General features: G+C 73.4%; 17 protein-coding genes. 9 read left to right on the top strand and 8 right to left on the bottom strand.

What is annotated here, in order from left to right:
* Position 1 precedes the first annotated feature (1 nt).
* The 8 genes from ACXJKG_RS00085 to ACXJKG_RS00050 form a co-directional block, all read right to left on the bottom strand.
* Positions 2-781, bottom strand: a complete 780-nt coding sequence (locus ACXJKG_RS00085; protein WP_456843713.1) for an ATP-binding cassette domain-containing protein — start codon at positions 779-781, stop codon at positions 2-4.
* 5 nt (positions 782-786) lie between these two features.
* Entirely contained in the window at positions 787-1,884 is a 1,098-nt protein-coding gene (locus ACXJKG_RS00080; protein WP_456843712.1) for an ABC transporter permease, read from the bottom strand.
* A 28-nt stretch (positions 1,885-1,912) separates the two neighbouring features.
* Positions 1,913-2,920 (bottom strand): sugar ABC transporter substrate-binding protein, encoded by a 1,008-nt coding sequence (locus ACXJKG_RS00075; RefSeq protein ID WP_456843711.1) that lies wholly within the window; start codon positions 2,918-2,920, stop codon positions 1,913-1,915.
* A 135-nt stretch (positions 2,921-3,055) separates the two neighbouring features.
* Positions 3,056-3,928 (bottom strand): flavodoxin family protein, encoded by an 873-nt coding sequence (locus tag ACXJKG_RS00070; RefSeq protein WP_456843710.1) that lies wholly within the window; start codon positions 3,926-3,928, stop codon positions 3,056-3,058.
* 21 nt (positions 3,929-3,949) lie between these two features.
* The gene (locus ACXJKG_RS00065) at positions 3,950-4,882 is read right to left on the bottom strand and encodes a ketopantoate reductase family protein (protein ID WP_456843709.1); all 933 of its coding nucleotides are present in this window, start codon (positions 4,880-4,882) and stop codon (positions 3,950-3,952) included.
* Complete coding sequence (locus ACXJKG_RS00060; RefSeq protein WP_456843708.1) at positions 4,879-5,856, bottom strand: GlcG/HbpS family heme-binding protein; 978 nt, start codon at positions 5,854-5,856, stop codon at positions 4,879-4,881. Before ACXJKG_RS00060 ends, ACXJKG_RS00065 begins: the two co-directional genes overlap by 4 nt.
* Positions 5,853-6,647, bottom strand: a complete 795-nt coding sequence (locus tag ACXJKG_RS00055) for an SDR family NAD(P)-dependent oxidoreductase (protein WP_456843707.1) — start codon at positions 6,645-6,647, stop codon at positions 5,853-5,855. The genes ACXJKG_RS00060 and ACXJKG_RS00055 overlap by 4 nt, the downstream gene beginning before the upstream one ends.
* A gap of 43 nt (positions 6,648-6,690) precedes the next feature.
* Entirely contained in the window at positions 6,691-7,449 is a 759-nt protein-coding gene (locus ACXJKG_RS00050) for an SDR family NAD(P)-dependent oxidoreductase (RefSeq protein ID WP_456843706.1), read from the bottom strand.
* Positions 7,450-7,593: 144 nt separating this feature from the next.
* On the opposite strand from ACXJKG_RS00050, the gene ACXJKG_RS00045 reads away from it, so the two are divergent.
* The 9 genes from ACXJKG_RS00045 to ACXJKG_RS00005 form a co-directional block, all read left to right on the top strand.
* Positions 7,594-8,424 carry an IclR family transcriptional regulator gene (locus ACXJKG_RS00045; RefSeq protein ID WP_456843705.1) on the top strand — a complete coding sequence of 277 codons (831 nt, stop codon included), beginning with the start codon at positions 7,594-7,596 and terminating at the stop codon, positions 8,422-8,424.
* The gene (locus ACXJKG_RS00040; protein WP_456843704.1) at positions 8,421-8,990 is read left to right on the top strand and encodes a carboxymuconolactone decarboxylase family protein; all 570 of its coding nucleotides are present in this window, start codon (positions 8,421-8,423) and stop codon (positions 8,988-8,990) included. The genes ACXJKG_RS00045 and ACXJKG_RS00040 overlap by 4 nt, the downstream gene beginning before the upstream one ends.
* A gap of 81 nt (positions 8,991-9,071) precedes the next feature.
* A complete protein-coding gene (locus tag ACXJKG_RS00035) occupies positions 9,072-9,965 on the top strand; it encodes a fumarylacetoacetate hydrolase family protein (protein WP_456843703.1) in 894 nt (297 codons plus the stop codon).
* A 4-nt stretch (positions 9,966-9,969) separates the two neighbouring features.
* Positions 9,970-10,812, top strand: a complete 843-nt coding sequence (locus tag ACXJKG_RS00030) for a fumarylacetoacetate hydrolase family protein (protein ID WP_456843702.1) — start codon at positions 9,970-9,972, stop codon at positions 10,810-10,812.
* The gene (locus ACXJKG_RS00025) at positions 10,809-12,011 is read left to right on the top strand and encodes a 4-hydroxybenzoate 3-monooxygenase (RefSeq protein WP_456843701.1); all 1,203 of its coding nucleotides are present in this window, start codon (positions 10,809-10,811) and stop codon (positions 12,009-12,011) included. The genes ACXJKG_RS00030 and ACXJKG_RS00025 overlap by 4 nt, the downstream gene beginning before the upstream one ends.
* Positions 12,012-12,013: 2 nt before the next feature.
* Positions 12,014-12,772, top strand: coding sequence for a protocatechuate 3,4-dioxygenase subunit beta (gene pcaH / locus ACXJKG_RS00020; RefSeq protein WP_456843700.1), 759 nt, complete (start codon positions 12,014-12,016; stop codon positions 12,770-12,772).
* Entirely contained in the window at positions 12,765-13,322 is a 558-nt protein-coding gene (gene pcaG / locus ACXJKG_RS00015) for a protocatechuate 3,4-dioxygenase subunit alpha (RefSeq protein WP_456843699.1), read from the top strand. Before pcaH ends, pcaG begins: the two co-directional genes overlap by 8 nt.
* Entirely contained in the window at positions 13,319-14,515 is a 1,197-nt protein-coding gene (locus ACXJKG_RS00010; RefSeq protein ID WP_456843698.1) for a lyase family protein, read from the top strand. The genes pcaG and ACXJKG_RS00010 overlap by 4 nt, the downstream gene beginning before the upstream one ends.
* On the top strand, positions 14,512-15,331 hold an 820-nt coding region (locus tag ACXJKG_RS00005; RefSeq protein WP_456843697.1), incomplete at its 3' end, for an alpha/beta fold hydrolase. The genes ACXJKG_RS00010 and ACXJKG_RS00005, both read left to right, overlap by 4 nt.

The following is a 15,331-nucleotide window of genomic DNA, read 5'->3' as shown; positions in this document are numbered from 1 at the left end:
GTCAGACGAACATCGAGGCGCGGGCCCCGGTGATCCACCCGACGAGCTGGTCGTTGTCCGTCTCGGCCGTGGGGAGGTCCGCCACCTTGCGGCCGCGGTTGAGCACCGCGATCCGGTGGCACACCGACGTCGCCAGCGGGAGGTTGTGGGTGACCAGGACGATCGCGATCCCCTGGTCCGCCATCCGCCGGATGAGCGCCTCCACCACCTGCGTCTGCTCGTAGCCGAGGGCGGCCGTGGGCTCGTCGAGCAGCAGGATGCCGTTCTGCTCGCCGGACACGCGCGTGGCGCTGCGGGCCAGGGCGACGACCTGGCGCTGACCGCCGGAGAGCATCTCGACCGGGCGGGTCATCGCCGCCGTCCGGACGCCCAGGCGGTCGAGCTCGGCCTCGGACCGGCGACGCTGCGCCTTGTGGTCCACGAAGCCGATCGTGCCCAGCAGACCCTTGCGGAGGATCTCGCGGCCGATGTTGAGGTTCGTCGCGATGTCCAACGGCTCCACCAGGGCGAGGTCCTGGTAGACCATCTGGATCCCGGCCCGCGTGGCATCGCTGGGCGCGTGGAACTCGACCTCGGTGCCGTGCACCCGGAGCGTGCCGCCCGAGGGTCGGTGCGCTCCGGACATCACCTTCAGCAGCGACGACTTGCCGGCTCCGTTGTCGCCGAGCAGGCCGACGACCTCGCCCTGCCCCACCCGGAAGTCGATGGAGTCGAGGGCCCGGACGTAGCCGTAGTGCATGTCGACGGCCTCGAGCTCGAGTGCCGGTGTCTGGTCGGTCATGGCGTTCACCGCGTTCCCGTGTGGACGGATGCCTGCGCCGTGGCCATGAGCCGGCGCGAGACCGTCATGGAGATCCAGCGCTCGAGGGCGAGCGAGCCGAGCAGCAGCAGGCCGGTGACGCCCGTCGCCCAGTACGGCTGCACGCCCTTGATGGTCAGGCCGTTGGAGATCGTCGCGAGCACCAGGGCGCCGACGAGGACGCGGGGCAGGCTGCCCCGGCCGCCGACGAGCGAGACGCCGGCGAGCGCGACGGCCGTCAGCGCCGTGAAGATGATGCCCGGGCTGGCCGACGGGCTGGCCTCGGTGACCGTGGCCGCGGTGACGAGGCCACCGAGGGCGGCGCAGCCGCTGCTGATCATGAACGCCAGCACCCGGTACCGGTTGCTGTGGATGCCGGACCGGCGCACGGCCTCGGCGCTGCCGCCGACCGCCATCAGCCGGATGCCGTCCCGGGTCCGGGTCAGGAAGACGGTGCCGACGAGGAACAGCACGGCGACGATCCAGACCGGCGCCGGCACGCCTAGGTAGCGCTGGGTGCCCATGAAGTCGAGGGCGTCGAGCCCGGGGATCGTGTAGCCGCCCGCGATGATGGCGGCGGCCGCGGACGTCAACGAGAGCGTCGCGATGGTCACGATGATCGGGTTGAAGCCGCGCAGCGAGACGAGCCCGTTGAGCAGCCCCACCAGCGGCCCCACGGCCAGACCGGCCACGAGGGCGAGCCAGACCGGCGCGCCGTTGATCATCAGCCAGCCCGTCAGGCAGCTGGCCAGCGCGGCGACGCCCGGGATCGAGAGGTCGAGCGCCCCGCAGATGATCCCGACCGCCACGCCCGCCGCGAAGATCGCGCTGATGGCCGCCGCGTTGGCGATGAGGATCGCGTTGTTCAGGCTCGCGAAGTAGGGGCTGCACCAGAAGCTGAACGCGACGATCAGCAACCCCCACAGCACGAAGATGCCGCGGTCCCGCAGGAAGATCAGGCCGCGCACCCCCGCGCTGTCGCCGACGGGCGACGGTGCGGGTGCGGGCGGGGCAGGCTGTGCCGGCACGGTGGCCCCCGGCTCGTCGGGGGCCACCTGGCCGTGCGCCTCTGTGGGCAGGCTCATCGTCACGTCTCTTCCCTCACGCGTCCGGTCAGCTGCCGGCCGTGATGACCTTCTGCGGAACCGTGAGCATCGGGCCGACGGCGGTCGGGTCCTTCTGCATCTCGACCAGCGTGTCGAACGACTGGGTCATGTCGTCGCCGAACTGCAGCGCGACGGATGCGTAGATCGTGCCGTCCTTGACCAGGCCGAGGACCTCGTCGTTGMCGCCGAACTCGACGATGCAGGGCAGCTCCTTGCCCGCCGCCTTGAAGGCGCCGATGGCGCCGAGCGCGCCCTCGTCGTTCGTCGAGGCGACCGCGTTGGCGTCGGGCTGGCCCTGCAGGATGTTGCCGACGTCGGTCTGCGACGCGGCGCGGTCCGAGATCGTCCAGCTCTGCACGATCTTCGCGTCCGGAGCGGTCTTGGCGAGCGCGTCCTTGAACGCCTTGTCGGACTCCTCCTTGCCGGCCGTGCCGGCCGCCGACTCGCCGTACAGGACGTTCGCGGTCCCGCCCATCTTCTCGTTGATGCACTTGCCCAGCTGCTCGCCGACGGCCGTGCCGCCGGCTGCGTAGTCGATGGTGTCGAACGAGATGCCCGCCTGCGGGCCGTCGAAGCCGTAGTCGGCCGGCACGCCGTTGATCAGCACCGGGATGCCGCTCGACTGGGCCTTCTTGAGCACGTCGCTCATCGACTTGGGGGCGATCGCGATGATCCACGCCGCGCCTGCGCGGCCGGAGTCGAGCACCTCGGTCACCTGCTGGACCTGCTTGGTCGGGTCGAGGCTCGGGTCCTGGACGATGACCTCCCAGCCCTGCGACTTCCCGTACCCGGTCACTCCCTCGGACAGCCCCTTCATCGCGGGGACCTGCAGGCCGATGGGCGAGAACGCGAGGGTCTGCGGCAGCGAGGAGGCGGCCGAGCTGCCGTCCGTGGACCCGGACGTCGCGGCCGTGTCGTCGCTGCCGGAGCCGCTGCACGCGGCCAGCAGGCCGACAGCGGTGGCGAGCGCGAGGCCCGACATGGTGCGTGTGTAGTGCCGGCGGGACAAGCTCACGGGGATCTCCTTTGATGTCCGCGGTGTTGTATCGCTCTCACATCGTGAAAGTGACTTTCCAACTAGCGACAACGGTAGTTCGGCGACCGCGCGTTGTCTACGTCCCGCGCGGTCGTGACTCAACTGTGACCGCGCTCAGGCGTCCGGACGGGTGACGGGGAACGCCGCGTAGGCCCGCGCGCGCTCGTCGATCAGGTCCCGCTGGGCCGCGTGCCGCTGCGCGGTCTCGACGATCTCGACGTAGTGCGCCCGCTTCTCCTCCAGGGAGATCACGGACGTGGTGAGGTCGGTCCACTCGACGGCGAAGTCCTCCCCGAGCCGACCCCGGGCCCCGCACGTCGCGCACTCCACGTCCCTGCCGGCGAGCACGACGACGTCGAGCCGGCACATCGGGCAGGCGCCCGGCGCGCCCAGGTACTCCGCCGCCTGCCACGCGCGGCCCAGCTGGCTCGCGACGTGGTGACCCAGGTCGGCGGCCCGGCCGATCGCGTCGGCGTCGAGCACCACCGACTGCGGGGTCCCGGCCCCCTCGACCACCATCTGGTCGACGACCTTGATGTGCATCGAGAAGGCCAGCGTGTGCATGACCGGCAGCGCGAGCGCCTTCCACTGCGAGGTCAGCGAGCCCCCGCACGCGATGAACCCGGCGACGCGCGGCTTGAGCACCCGCTCGTCGACGCGGAACGGGACCTGCGGGTCCGCCCCCGAACGCCGGGCCGCGAGGATGCCCTCGATGATCGCGGCGTCGGCGTTGGGGCCGAGCAGCAGGTCGGCGAGCACCTTCAACCGACCGGGCACGGTCCGGCTGATGATCGGCGCGCTGACGATCCACCCGTCGCACGCGACGAGCCGCTCCCAGAACCAGTCGGCGGCGTCACTCAGGTCGTCGAGCCGCACCAGCTCGACGGACGCACCGTCGGCCTGCGCGGCGCGCAGCGCCTCGATCAGCAGGATCTCGGCGMTGCCCCCCGGGACCCCGCTGGACAGTCCGAGCACTCGACCGGGCATGGCGGTGGTCCTTCCCTGGGATCAGTGCGACGACTCCGCCGTCCACGAGCTCTCGAGCCCGTGGACCAGCGCGACCATGGCATCGTGCAGGGGCGTCGCGACGCCCACCCGCGCGCCCTCGAGCGCGATGCCGCCGTTGAGGACGTCGACCTCGGTCGCCCGGTGGGCCAGGACGTCCTGCAGCATCGACGGCTTGTGCCAGAACGCCTCGTCGATCGCCTCCCGCACCGACTCGGCCGGCTCCCGGAGCAGCACGATCCCGGCGGCCGCGCACACCGCGAGGGCCTCGTCGATCAGGGCGTGGACCTGGACCCGCAGCCCGGGGTCGGTGCAGACCTGCCCCACGGTCAGCCCAGTGAGGGCCGCGAGCGGGCTGGTGGCGGCGTTGAAGACGACCTTCGTCCACTGCGGGCCGCGCGCATCGGCCAGCGCGTGGGTGCGCAGGCCGCCCTCCGTCAGGAGAGCGGCGAGCCGCTCGATCTCGTCGGCGGTGGCGGGGCTCGGCTCGAACGGGCCGAACCACGAGTCGCCGGGGGCGTCGTACCGCACCGTCCCCGGCGCCGTGACGGCTCCGGCGGTGATGATGCTGCCGCGCACGACCCTGGGCAGGACCTCCGCGACGACCTCCTCGTTCCCGATCCCGTTCTGCACGCTCACCACCGCGGCATCGCGGAGCGCGTGCCGCGCTGCCTCGACGGCGGCCCGGGTGTGCAGCGACTTGGTGGCGACGATCCCGAACGCGCAGTCCGGCAGCCGGGCGGCGTCGCCCACCGCGCGCACCGGCGCGACGAAGTCGGCGTTGCCGGTGACCCGCAGCCCGTCGCGCTCGATGGCCGCGACGTGCTCGGCCCAGGGATCGACGGCCCAGACCTCGACGTCCGGGACCCGGGCCAGGTGGGCCGCGTAGAGGCTGCCGATGGCACCGCAGCCGAGGACGGCGACGCGCACGGTCACCGGGCCGCCACCTCGGCGGCGATCTCGGCGCACGTCACCGGGTCCGCGCCGCCCACGCCGAGCGCGCCGACGACGCGCCCGTCCACCACGAGCGGTACTCCGCCGGGTGCCGCGAGGAACGGCGACGGCGACAGCGTGCCCAGCACGTTCGCGGCGGGTCCGAAGTCCGTCGCCAGCTCGCCGCTGGGCCGCCCGAAGCGCGCGGCGGCCGACGCGGTGGCGAGCGCGACGTCGACGCCGCCGGCGACCGCGTCGTCCATCCGGTCCTGCTGCACGGGGTCCCCGCCGCGGTCGACGACGGCGACGGACACGAGCACCCCGCGCGCCCGGGCGCGATCCATCACGGCGTCGCAGAGCGCGAGTGCCCAGGTCAGCTCGTCCTGGGCGCTCGCTCGTGGCGCGTCCTTCATCCCGAGGCTGGCCTCGGGCAGCACCACGAGGTCCCCGAACCGGGCCTCCCACCTCGCGCGGTCGTCGCCGTGCTGCCCGACGTAGCGGCCCGTGCCGAGCGCGTACGCGATGAGCAGGTCCTCGGGGTTGGCGGGATCGCCGTCGGCGCTCACCACCTCGGGCGCCACGCCGGTGGGCAGGAACGGGCTGACCGTCGCGCCGGACGCGGCGACCCCGCCGACGACGACGTCGTCGCGGAGCACGGGCATGCCCCCGGCCCCGGGGAACACGGCCTCGGGCGAGGCGGCCACGAAGCCGGTCGAGATCGGTGCCGGCAGGTGCGTCATGCGCTGGAGGTGCTCGGCGCTCGGGATCTGCTGGGTGGCCGAGATCCACGCCTTGGACCGGGCCCGCGCCATGCCGCCGGGGCCGCCGTGGTCGAGCCGCGACGCCGTGACCAGCGCGCCGCTGGCCCCGACCACCGCGATGCCGCCCCGCAGGCCGAGCTGCTCGGCCTTGTCGACCGCGCGCTGCACCAGCGCGCGCGCCTCGGCGAGCGGGAGGTCGCGCGGGTGGGTGCTCACGCGCCGACCATGTTGTAGCCGCCGTCGGCGACCATGTAGGTCCCGGTGATGTGCGCCGCGTCGTCGGTGGCGAGGAACAGGGCCGCCCCCGCGATCTCGGCCGGCCCGGGGATGTGCCCCATCGGCGTCAGCGACCGCAGCTGGTCGCCGCGGCCCGACTGCCAGTCCTTGCGGCCCAGCGTCGCCTCGGTCTCCATGAACCCGGGCGCGAAGATGTTGACGCGCACGGTCGGCGCGAACGCGTGGGCGTAGGACTTGGTGGCGCCGAGGAGCCCGTACTTGGCCGCCGCGTACTGCGGGGCACGCGCGCTGCCGCGGACGATGACGGTCGAGCCGATGTTGACGATGCTGCCGTGCCCCTGGTCGAGCATCCGCTGCCCGAACTCGTGGATGCACGCCATGGTGCCCTTGATGTCGACGGCGAGGACGTGGTCGATCGACTCCTCGGTGATGTCGCGCCACGACATCTGCTCGCGCGCGACGTCGCCCACGTTGTTGATCAGCACGTCGACCTGGCCCAGCGCCTCGAACGCGGCGTCGGCCATCGCGGCCACCTGCGCCCACTCCACGATGTCGGCCTGGAGCAGGACGGCCTCGGCGCCCTCGGCGCGCACCCGTGCGGCCGTGGCCTCCGCGCCGGCGGCGGAGCTGCGGTAGTGGATGCCCACGGCGCGGGCGCCCTCCTGGGCGGCACGGACCGCGATCTCGGCGCCGAAGCCGGTGCCGGCTCCGGTGACGACGACGGTGCGGCCCTCGAAGCGCCGCGGGACGGGGAGGGGAGCGAGAGGCACGGCGGTGTGTCCTTTGCGTTCGAACGGATCGGTCGGGTGGCGGTCAGACCAGCGTGCGGCCGCCGTCGATGTAGAGGCACTGCCCGGTGATGAACTCGGCCCGCTCGGAGAGCAGGAACGTCACAGCGTCGGCGACCTCCTCGGGGCGGCCCAGGCGGCGCGCCGGGACGAGCGACTCGAGCTCCTCGCGGTGCCCGTCGCGTGCGAGGTAGGTCCGCGTCAGGTCGGTCTCGACGTACCCGGGACCGACCGCGTTAACGCTGACGCCGTAGGGCGCCCACTCGCGGGCCATCACGCGCATCAGCTGGTTGATGCCGCCCTTGGTCGCCGCGTACGGCGCGTGGTTGGCGTGGGCCAGGAGCGCCGAGACGGAGGAGACGAAGACCATGCGGCCCGTCCCTGCCGCCACCATGCGCCGGCCGACCTCCTGGCCGAGCCACCACGCGGTGGACAGGTTCAGGGTGAGGATCGACTGCCAGTCGTCGTCCGCGAGCTCCAGGACGGGCCGGCGGTCGTTGCGCCCGACGGCGTGCAGGAACAGCTGCGGCGTCCCGACGAGCTGCGCGGCCTCCTCGACCACGGCGCGGGACGACTCGGGGGTGGCCACGTCGGCCTGCACCGTGACGACCTCGACACCCTGGTCCTTCGCGGCCCGTGCGACGGACTCCAGGGCGTTCCCGTCCCGGTCGGCCACGACGACCCGCGCGCCCTGCCCGGCGAGGCTCACCGCGCTCGCCCCGCCGAGGCCACCCGCGCCGACGACGAGAGCGGGCCTGCCCCCTAGACCCAGCCATTCCCCCATGGACTCCGGTGTCCCTTCACTCTCGCATCATGAAAGTCGCTTTCGGATAGGCTACGGTAGACACCGCGAGCCTGTCCAGGCGTCGCAGAGCGTTCCCCCTAGGCTGACGCCGACGAGCCGGGACGACGAGCACGGAGGACATGGATGCCCCCCAAGAACAAGGTCGCCACCGCAGCCGACCCGTCCGACGCCGGGACGGCCGAGAAGCGCGAGTACCGCGTCGAGGCCCTGGCGAAGGGGCTGCGGATCCTCAGCCTGTTCGACGAGCAGCGGCCCGCCTGGCGGGTCACGGACCTCGCGACGGCCGCGGGCCTGCCGATGCCGACCGTGTACCGCGTGGTCCAGACCCTCGCCTCCGAGGGCTACCTCGACCACCTGCCCAACGGCGACTACCGGCCCGGCGTGCGCACCCTGACCCTCGGGTCCGCGGCGCTGCGCAGCCTCGACCTCGTCGGCGTCGCGACCCCCAAGCTGCAGCACCTGGGCGAGAGCACGGGCGAGACGGTCAACCTCGCGGTGCTCTCCGGGGACCACGTCCTCTACCTCGTGCGGCTGCGCAACTCCGACCTCGTCACCGCGAACATCCAGGTGGGCTCGACGCTGCCGGCCGTGACGACGTCGATCGGCAAGCTCCTGCTCGCTCACCTCGACGAGGACGACCTGGCCTCGCGGATCACCCCGGAGTCGTTCGCGGCGCAGCACGGCCMGAACGCGAAGGTGTCGCTGGACGAGCTGCGGGCCGAGCTCGAGCAGATCCGGCAGCAGGGCTGGGCGATGCAGGACGAGGAGCTGGCGTACGGCCTGCGCTCGGTCGCCGGTCCCGTCACCGGCGCCGGCGGGCGCGTCGTCGCGGGCGTCAACCTGGCGGTCCAGGCGCGCGACTGGTCGACGCAGCGCATCGTGCGCGAGCTGCGGCCGACGCTGCTGGACACGTGCGCGGAGATCTCCGCGCTCCTGTCCGGCGGCCACGCGTGACCCGCGCCCCGCGTCTCGACCCGGCCTCGCTCGACGAGGCGCAGCGCGCCGTGTACGACGCCGTCACCGGGGGCCCGCGTGCCCAGGGACCGACCCTGTTCCGGCTGGTCGACGACGACGGAGCGCTCGAGGGGCCCTTCAACGCGTTCCTCCTGCAGCCCGGCGTCGGCATGGCGCTGCAGGAGCTCGGCGCGGCCGTGCGGTACCGGACGACGTTCTCGGACCGGGCCCGGGAGATCGCCATCCTCGTGGTCGCCGCGCTCCGCGACTCGGACTTCGAGTGGTACGCCCACGAGGCCGTGGGGCGCCACGCGGGCCTGACCGACGCCGAGCTCGAGGCCCTGCGCGAGCACGACTACGACGTCCTGACCACGGAGGCGGAGCGCGTCGTCGCCCGCACCACCCACCTGCTCCTGACCGCCGGCGACCTCGACGACGAGGCGTTCGCGCAGGCCAGGGACGTGCTCGGCCTCCCCCAGCTGTTCGAGCTGCTCACGCTCGTCGGCTACTACGACACGCTGTCGCTGCAGCTTCGCGTGCTGCGCGTCGCCGCTCCCCCGCACTGACCGCCGCGCCGCTTGACACGCGGACCGCCGCGTCATCAGAATTGTGAAACTAACTTTCGTAGAGTGAAAGAGGGTCGAGCGATGAAGCTCGTGACGTTCAACGAGGGCCTCGTGGGGTATCTCGACGGTGACGAGGTCGTGGAGCTGGGCGTCGGCTCGACCCGGGAGTTCTTCGAGCGGGGAGGCACCGAGGGCGACGTCGGCGAGACGGGCCGCCGGTTCGCCCTCGACGCGGTCCACCTGCGGGCGCCGATCGTCCCCAAGAAGTTCTTCCACACGGCCGGCAACTTCGCGGCCCACCACGAGGAGCTCGCTGCGGTGAACTGGTCGCACCCGGTGCACAAGGGCATCGTGTTCTTCCAGAACGTCGACGCGATCATCGGTCCGGACGACGCGATCGTGTACCCCGAGGGGCTCACGCGGGAGATGGACTACGAGCTCGAGCTCGGCGTCATCATCGGCAAGAGCGGCAAGTTCTTCGGGCCCGAGGAGGCCGACGACTACATCGCCGGCTACCTCGTCTTCAACGACATCACGGCCCGCGACATCCAGCGCCGCGAGATGCAGTCCGGCGTCTTCTCGTTCTCCAAGGGCATCGACACGTTCTGCCCGATCGGCCCGTGGATCGTCACCAAGGACGAGATCCCGGACGCGCAGAACCTGCGCATGGAGCTGCGGGTCAACGGCGACGTCCGCCAGCAGGGCAACACCTCGGACATGATCATCTCGCTGCCCCACCTGGTCGCGTACCACTCGGCGCAGGGCTACAGCGCGGGCGACATCATCACCACCGGCACCATCTCGGGGGTCGCGGCGATCCAGCCCAACCCCTTCGACTTCTACCTGCAGCCTGGCGACCGGATCGAGGCGGAGATCGAGGGCGTGGGCATCCTACGCAACCACGTCGTGCCGTGGAGCGCCGCGCACGACACGGAGCCGTACACGACCGACCTCTACTCGCCCACCAACGGCTGACGCGATGAGGTTCGGCACCCTCGACGGTCAGTTCACCCTCGTCCGTGGCGACCGGGCGCTCGACGTCGCTACCGCGTCCGGCGGCGACCTGCCGGCGGACCCGGTCGCCGCGCTCGAGCGGTGGTCGGACGTCGTCGCGTGGGCGCCGGGTGCCGACTGGTCCGCCGCGGCGACCGTGAGGGCAGACGAGCTCGGTGCACCGGTGCCGGCGCCGCGCCAGGTGTTCGCGATCGCGCTGAACTACCGGCCGCACGCCGCCGAGGCCGGGTTCGTCGCGCCGGACGAGCCGCTCGTGTTCACCAAGTTCCCCAGCAGCATCGCGGGTCCGGTGACCACCGTCGCGCTGCCCGAGGGGCACGTGGACTGGGAGATCGAGGTCGTCGCGGTCATCGGGCGCGGCGGCTACCGGATCCCGCGCGCGGACGCGTGGGACGCCGTCGCCGGGCTCACGGTCGGTCAGGACCTCTCGGAGCGGGTGCAGCAGCTGCGGGGCACGCCGCCGCAGTTCTCGCTGGCCAAGTCCCACCCCGGGTTCGGGCCGATCGGACCCGTCGTCGTCACGCCGGACGAGCTGCCCGACCGCGACGACGTGGGCTTCGAGTCCCGCATCGGCGACGAGGTGATCCAGCACGGGCGCACGAGCGAGCTCATCTTCCCGGTCGACGACCTCGTCGCGCGCCTCTCGGCGGTGTGCCGGCTGCTGCCGGGCGACCTGATCTTCACCGGCACGCCCGCCGGCGTCGGCAACCGCCGCACGCCGCAGCGCTTCCTGCAGCCGGGCGAGACGCTGGTCAGCACCGTGGACGGCATCGGGGAGATCCGCCAGACCTTCGTCGCCCGGCCGTGAGCACGACCGTGCAGCAGACGACGAGCGTCGCCATCGTCGGCGCCGGGCCCGCGGGCCTCACGCTCGGCCACATCCTCGCCCAGGCCGGTGTGCCGTTCCGGATCCTCGAGGCCACCACGCGCGAGCACCTGCTGGGCCGCGTCCGCGCCGGGGTGCTCGAGCAGGGCACGGTCGACCTGCTCGCGTCGCTCGGGATGGACGACGACCTGCGCCGGCGCGGCCTGACCCACCACGGGATCTACCTGCAGTACGAGGGCGAGCGGCACCACCTCGACTTCCCCGAGCTGGTCGGGCGGACCGTGACCGTCTACGGGCAGCAGGCGCTCGTCGCGCACCTGCTCGCCGAGCACGAGCGCGCCGGATCCGACATCGTGTTCGAGGTGGCCGACGTGCAGGTGCACGACGTGACCGGGAGCAGCCCGAGCGTGCGCTACCGCGACGGGGACGAGGAGGTCGAGCTCGCGTGCGACATCGTCGTCGGTGCGGACGGCTACCACGGCGTGTGCCGGCGGTCGCTGCCCCCGCAGGCCCGGGAAACGTGGGAGCGGTCGTACCCGTACGCGTGGCTGGGCATCCTGGCCGACGTGGAGCCCTCGACGGACGACCTCGTCTACGCGCTGCACCGCGACGGGTTCGCGATGCACTCCATGCGGTCGCGGCAGGTCTCGCGCCTCTACCTGCAGGTGGCCGCGGACGAGACGATCGACGGGTGGAGCGACGAGCGGATCTGGGACGCGCTGCAGACGCGCCTCGGCATCGACGGCTGGACCCTGGCGCAGGGCGCGATCACCGAGAAGTCGGTCACCCCGATGCGCAGCTTCGTCGCCTCGACCCTGTCGCACGGCCGCCTCTTCCTTGCGGGCGACGCGGGCCACATCGTGCCGCCGACCGGGGCGAAGGGCCTGAACTCCGCCGTCGCGGACGTCGCGCTGCTGGGCCAGGCGCTGCTCGACCACCGGGCCGGGGACGACACGGGCCTGGAGAGGTACAGCGAGCGCGCCCTCGCCAGGCAGTGGAAGGTGCAGCAGTTCTCGCAGTGGATGACCGAGATGCTGCACGTGCACCACGACGAGCCGGACGCCTCGGCGCGCGGGTTCCGCTACCGCAGCCAGGTGGGCCAGCTGGAGTACGTCACCCGGTCCCTCGCGGCCCGGCAGAGCCTCGCCGAGCAGTACGCCGGCCTGCCCTTCAGGGAGTGAGCATGCCCGAGCTGAGCCAGGAGACGATCTCGGCCGAGATCGCCGACCGTCACGCGCGCGAGCAGGGCAGCACCGCTGTGCACCCGCACCGCGACTTCGTGCCGTACCGGTCGACGGTCCTGCGCCACCCGACGCACGAGCTGGTCCGGGCCGACCCCGAGGAGATCGAGCTGGTCTCCCCCGCGTTCGGGCACACGGACGTGGCCGCCCACGAGTCGGACCTCACCATCCAGCACGCCGGCGAGCCGCTGGGCGAGCGGATCATCGTCACCGGCCACGTGCTCGACGGCGAGGGGCGGCCRGTCCGCAACCAGCTGATCGAGGTCTGGCAGGCCAACTCCTCCGGGCGCTACGTGCACAAGCGCGACCAGCACCCCGCCCCGCTCGACCCGAGCTTCACCGGCGTGGGTCGGGTGATCACGGGCGACGACGGCTCCTACCGGCTGACCACGATCAAGCCCGGCCCCTACCCGTGGCGCAACCACCGCAACGCGTGGCGGCCGGCGCACATCCACTTCTCGTTCTTCGGCACCGCGTTCACGCAGCGGCTGATCACGCAGATGTATTTCCCGGGCGACCCCCTGTTCGGCCTCGACCCGATCTACCAGTCGATCACCGACCCCGCGGCCCGCGCCCGGCTCGTCGCCACCTACGACCACGACGTCAGCGAGCCCGAGTGGGCGCTCGGCTACCGCTGGGACGTCGTGCTGACCGGCCCCCGGGCGACGTGGACCGAGCCCGAGGACGCCGACCATGCCTGAGCAGACCCCGAGCCAGACGGTCGGCCCGTTCTTCGGGTACGCGCTGCCCTACCCGGGCGGCCCGGACGTGCGGGCGCCGTGGCAGCCGGACGCGGTCCGCCTGCACGGCGTCGTCCTCGACGGCGCGGGCGACCCCGTCCCCGACGCGGTCGTCGAGCTGTGGGGAGCCGACGCCGAGGGTCGCGCGTCGACGGAGCGCGGGTCGTTCGACCGCGACCCCCACGGGTTCACCGGCTTCGGCCGGGCCGCGACCTCGGCCGACGGTGCCTTCTCGTTCAGCACGGTCAAGCCCGGGCCCGCCCGATCCGGGTCCGCGCCCTACGTCGTGCTGGCCGTCTTCGCCCGCGGCCTGCTGCACCACCTGCTGACGCGGTCGTACTTCGGCGACGAGCCCGAGGCGAACGCGGCCGACCCCCTCCTGCAGCGGGTCGACGCCGACCGCCGCGGGACGCTGGTCGCCGCCGTGGACGGCCCGCGCTCCTACCGGTTCGACATCCGCCTGCAGGGTGCCGACGAGACCGTCTTCCTCGACTACGGCACGCCGCGATGACGCCAGGCGACTGGGGGCTGCTGCAGCCGGCGACCGCCGGCACCCGCGACGCCGCGGGCGACGACCAGGTGCTCGCCGCGATGGTGCAGGCGGAGGCGGCCCTGCTGCGCTCCTGGGCCCGGCTGGAGGGCACGTCGTACGAGGCGGCCGCCCGCGTGCTCGACGCCGTCGCGGCCGACCCGGGCGCACTCGACCGCGACGCGCTCGTGGACGGCGTGGCGCGGGACGGTGTCGCGGTCGTCGCGCTCGTCGAGCTGCTGCGCGGGACGCTCGTGGCGGCCGGGGCCGACGCGCCGCGACTGCACGCGGGTGCGACCAGCCAGGACATCCTCGACACCGCGCTCATGCGGGTCGCGGCCTCGACGTTCGACCAGCTGCGGGTGCGGCTCGTGGCCGCCGGCACGGCGCTGGCGGTCCTGGCCGACGAGGAGCGGGACTCGGTGCGGGTCGGGCACACGCTCGGCAGGAACGCCGCGGCGACCACGCTCGGCGTGCAGATCGCCGGGTGGCTCGACGGGATCAGCTCCGCCGTCGCCGTGGTCGACGGCACCCGCTTCCCGGTCCAGCTCGGCGGCGCCGTCGGCACCGGCGAGCAGGCGGACCGCGCGGCGGGGTGCCCCGGCACGATCACCGTGCTGCGCTCCGGCTTCGCGTCCGCCCTCGGACTCGACGACCCCCGCCGCTCGTGGCACACCGAACGCACCCCGGTCCTCGCGGTCGCCACGGCGGCCGCCGCCGTCACGGCCGCGCTCGGTCGCATCGGCCGCGACCTCGTCATGGGCTCCCGCGAGGGCGTCGACGAGCTGGCGCTGGCAGGTGGGGGCGCCTCGTCGGCGATGCCGCACAAACGCAACCCCGTCGGCCCGGTCGTCATGAGCGCCGCCGCGCTGCAGGCCCCCGGGCTGCTGTCGACGGTGGCCCGCGCCGCAGTCTCGGTGGACGAGCGTCCGGCGGGCGAGTGGCACGCCGAGTGGGCGGCGGTACGGGACCTCGTACGACTCGCGGGCGGCTCGGCCGACGCGGCGGCGCGCGCGGTCGCCGGCCTGACCGTCCATCGCGACGCCGCGGCGAGGAACCTGCGCGACTCCGGCGTGCCCGCCGCCGACGACGTCACGCTGGCCGCGTGCGGCCTGGTGGTGGACACGGCGATCACCCGGTTCCGGGACACGCTCGACCAGGGGCCCCGCCCGTGAGCGTCCCGCGCCTGCGCGGCGCCTTCGCACCCGGCGCGGTCCCGGCCGCCCACCAGGACCTGCTCGTCCTGCTGCCCTCGCTCGGCACCACCACGGCCCTCTGGGACGGCGTCGTCACGCACCTGCGCGCGGACCCCGCGACGGCCTCGCTCCGCGTCCTGCGGCTCGACCTGCCGGGGCACGGTGCGGGTCCGGCGGCGCACGAGCCGTTCACCGTCGCCGAGCTGGCCACGGCCGTGCTCGACGTGGTCGACGAGGCCGGCGGCGGCGCCTTCCACGTGGCCGGTGTCTCGCTCGGCGGCGCGATCGCCCTCGAGCTCGTGGCGGCGCACCCGGCGCGGGTGCTCACCCTGACCCTGTGCTGCAGCGGCGCCCGGATCGGCACGGCCGACGGCTGGGCGCAGCGCGCGGCCGCGGTCCGCTCGGGCGGGACGGCATCCCTCGTGGCCGGCAGCGCCGCCCGCTGGTTCGCGCCGGACTTCCTCGCGAGCGGCGCCCGCGCCGGCGCACGGGCCCTGGACGCGCTGCTGGACGTCGACGACGAGTCGTACGCACGGTGCGCCGAGGCGCTCGCGACGTTCGACCGGTCCGGGAGCGTCGCCGACGTCCCGGTCCCGACGCTGCTGATCAGCGGCGCGCACGACGAGGTGACGACGCCGAGGTCGATGCAGTCGCTGGCGGAGCAGCTCCCCAGGGCCATGCACGCCACGATCGGGACCGCCGGCCACCTCGCCGTGCTCGAGGAACCCGCGATCGCCGCGGGCCTCCTGCGCGACCACCTCGCGGGCGACGACGTCGGCGCCCGCGGCATGCGGG

The organism is Cellulomonas sp. P5_C6, assembly GCF_054049635.1.
This window is presented reverse-complemented; position numbering and strand designations above follow the sequence as displayed.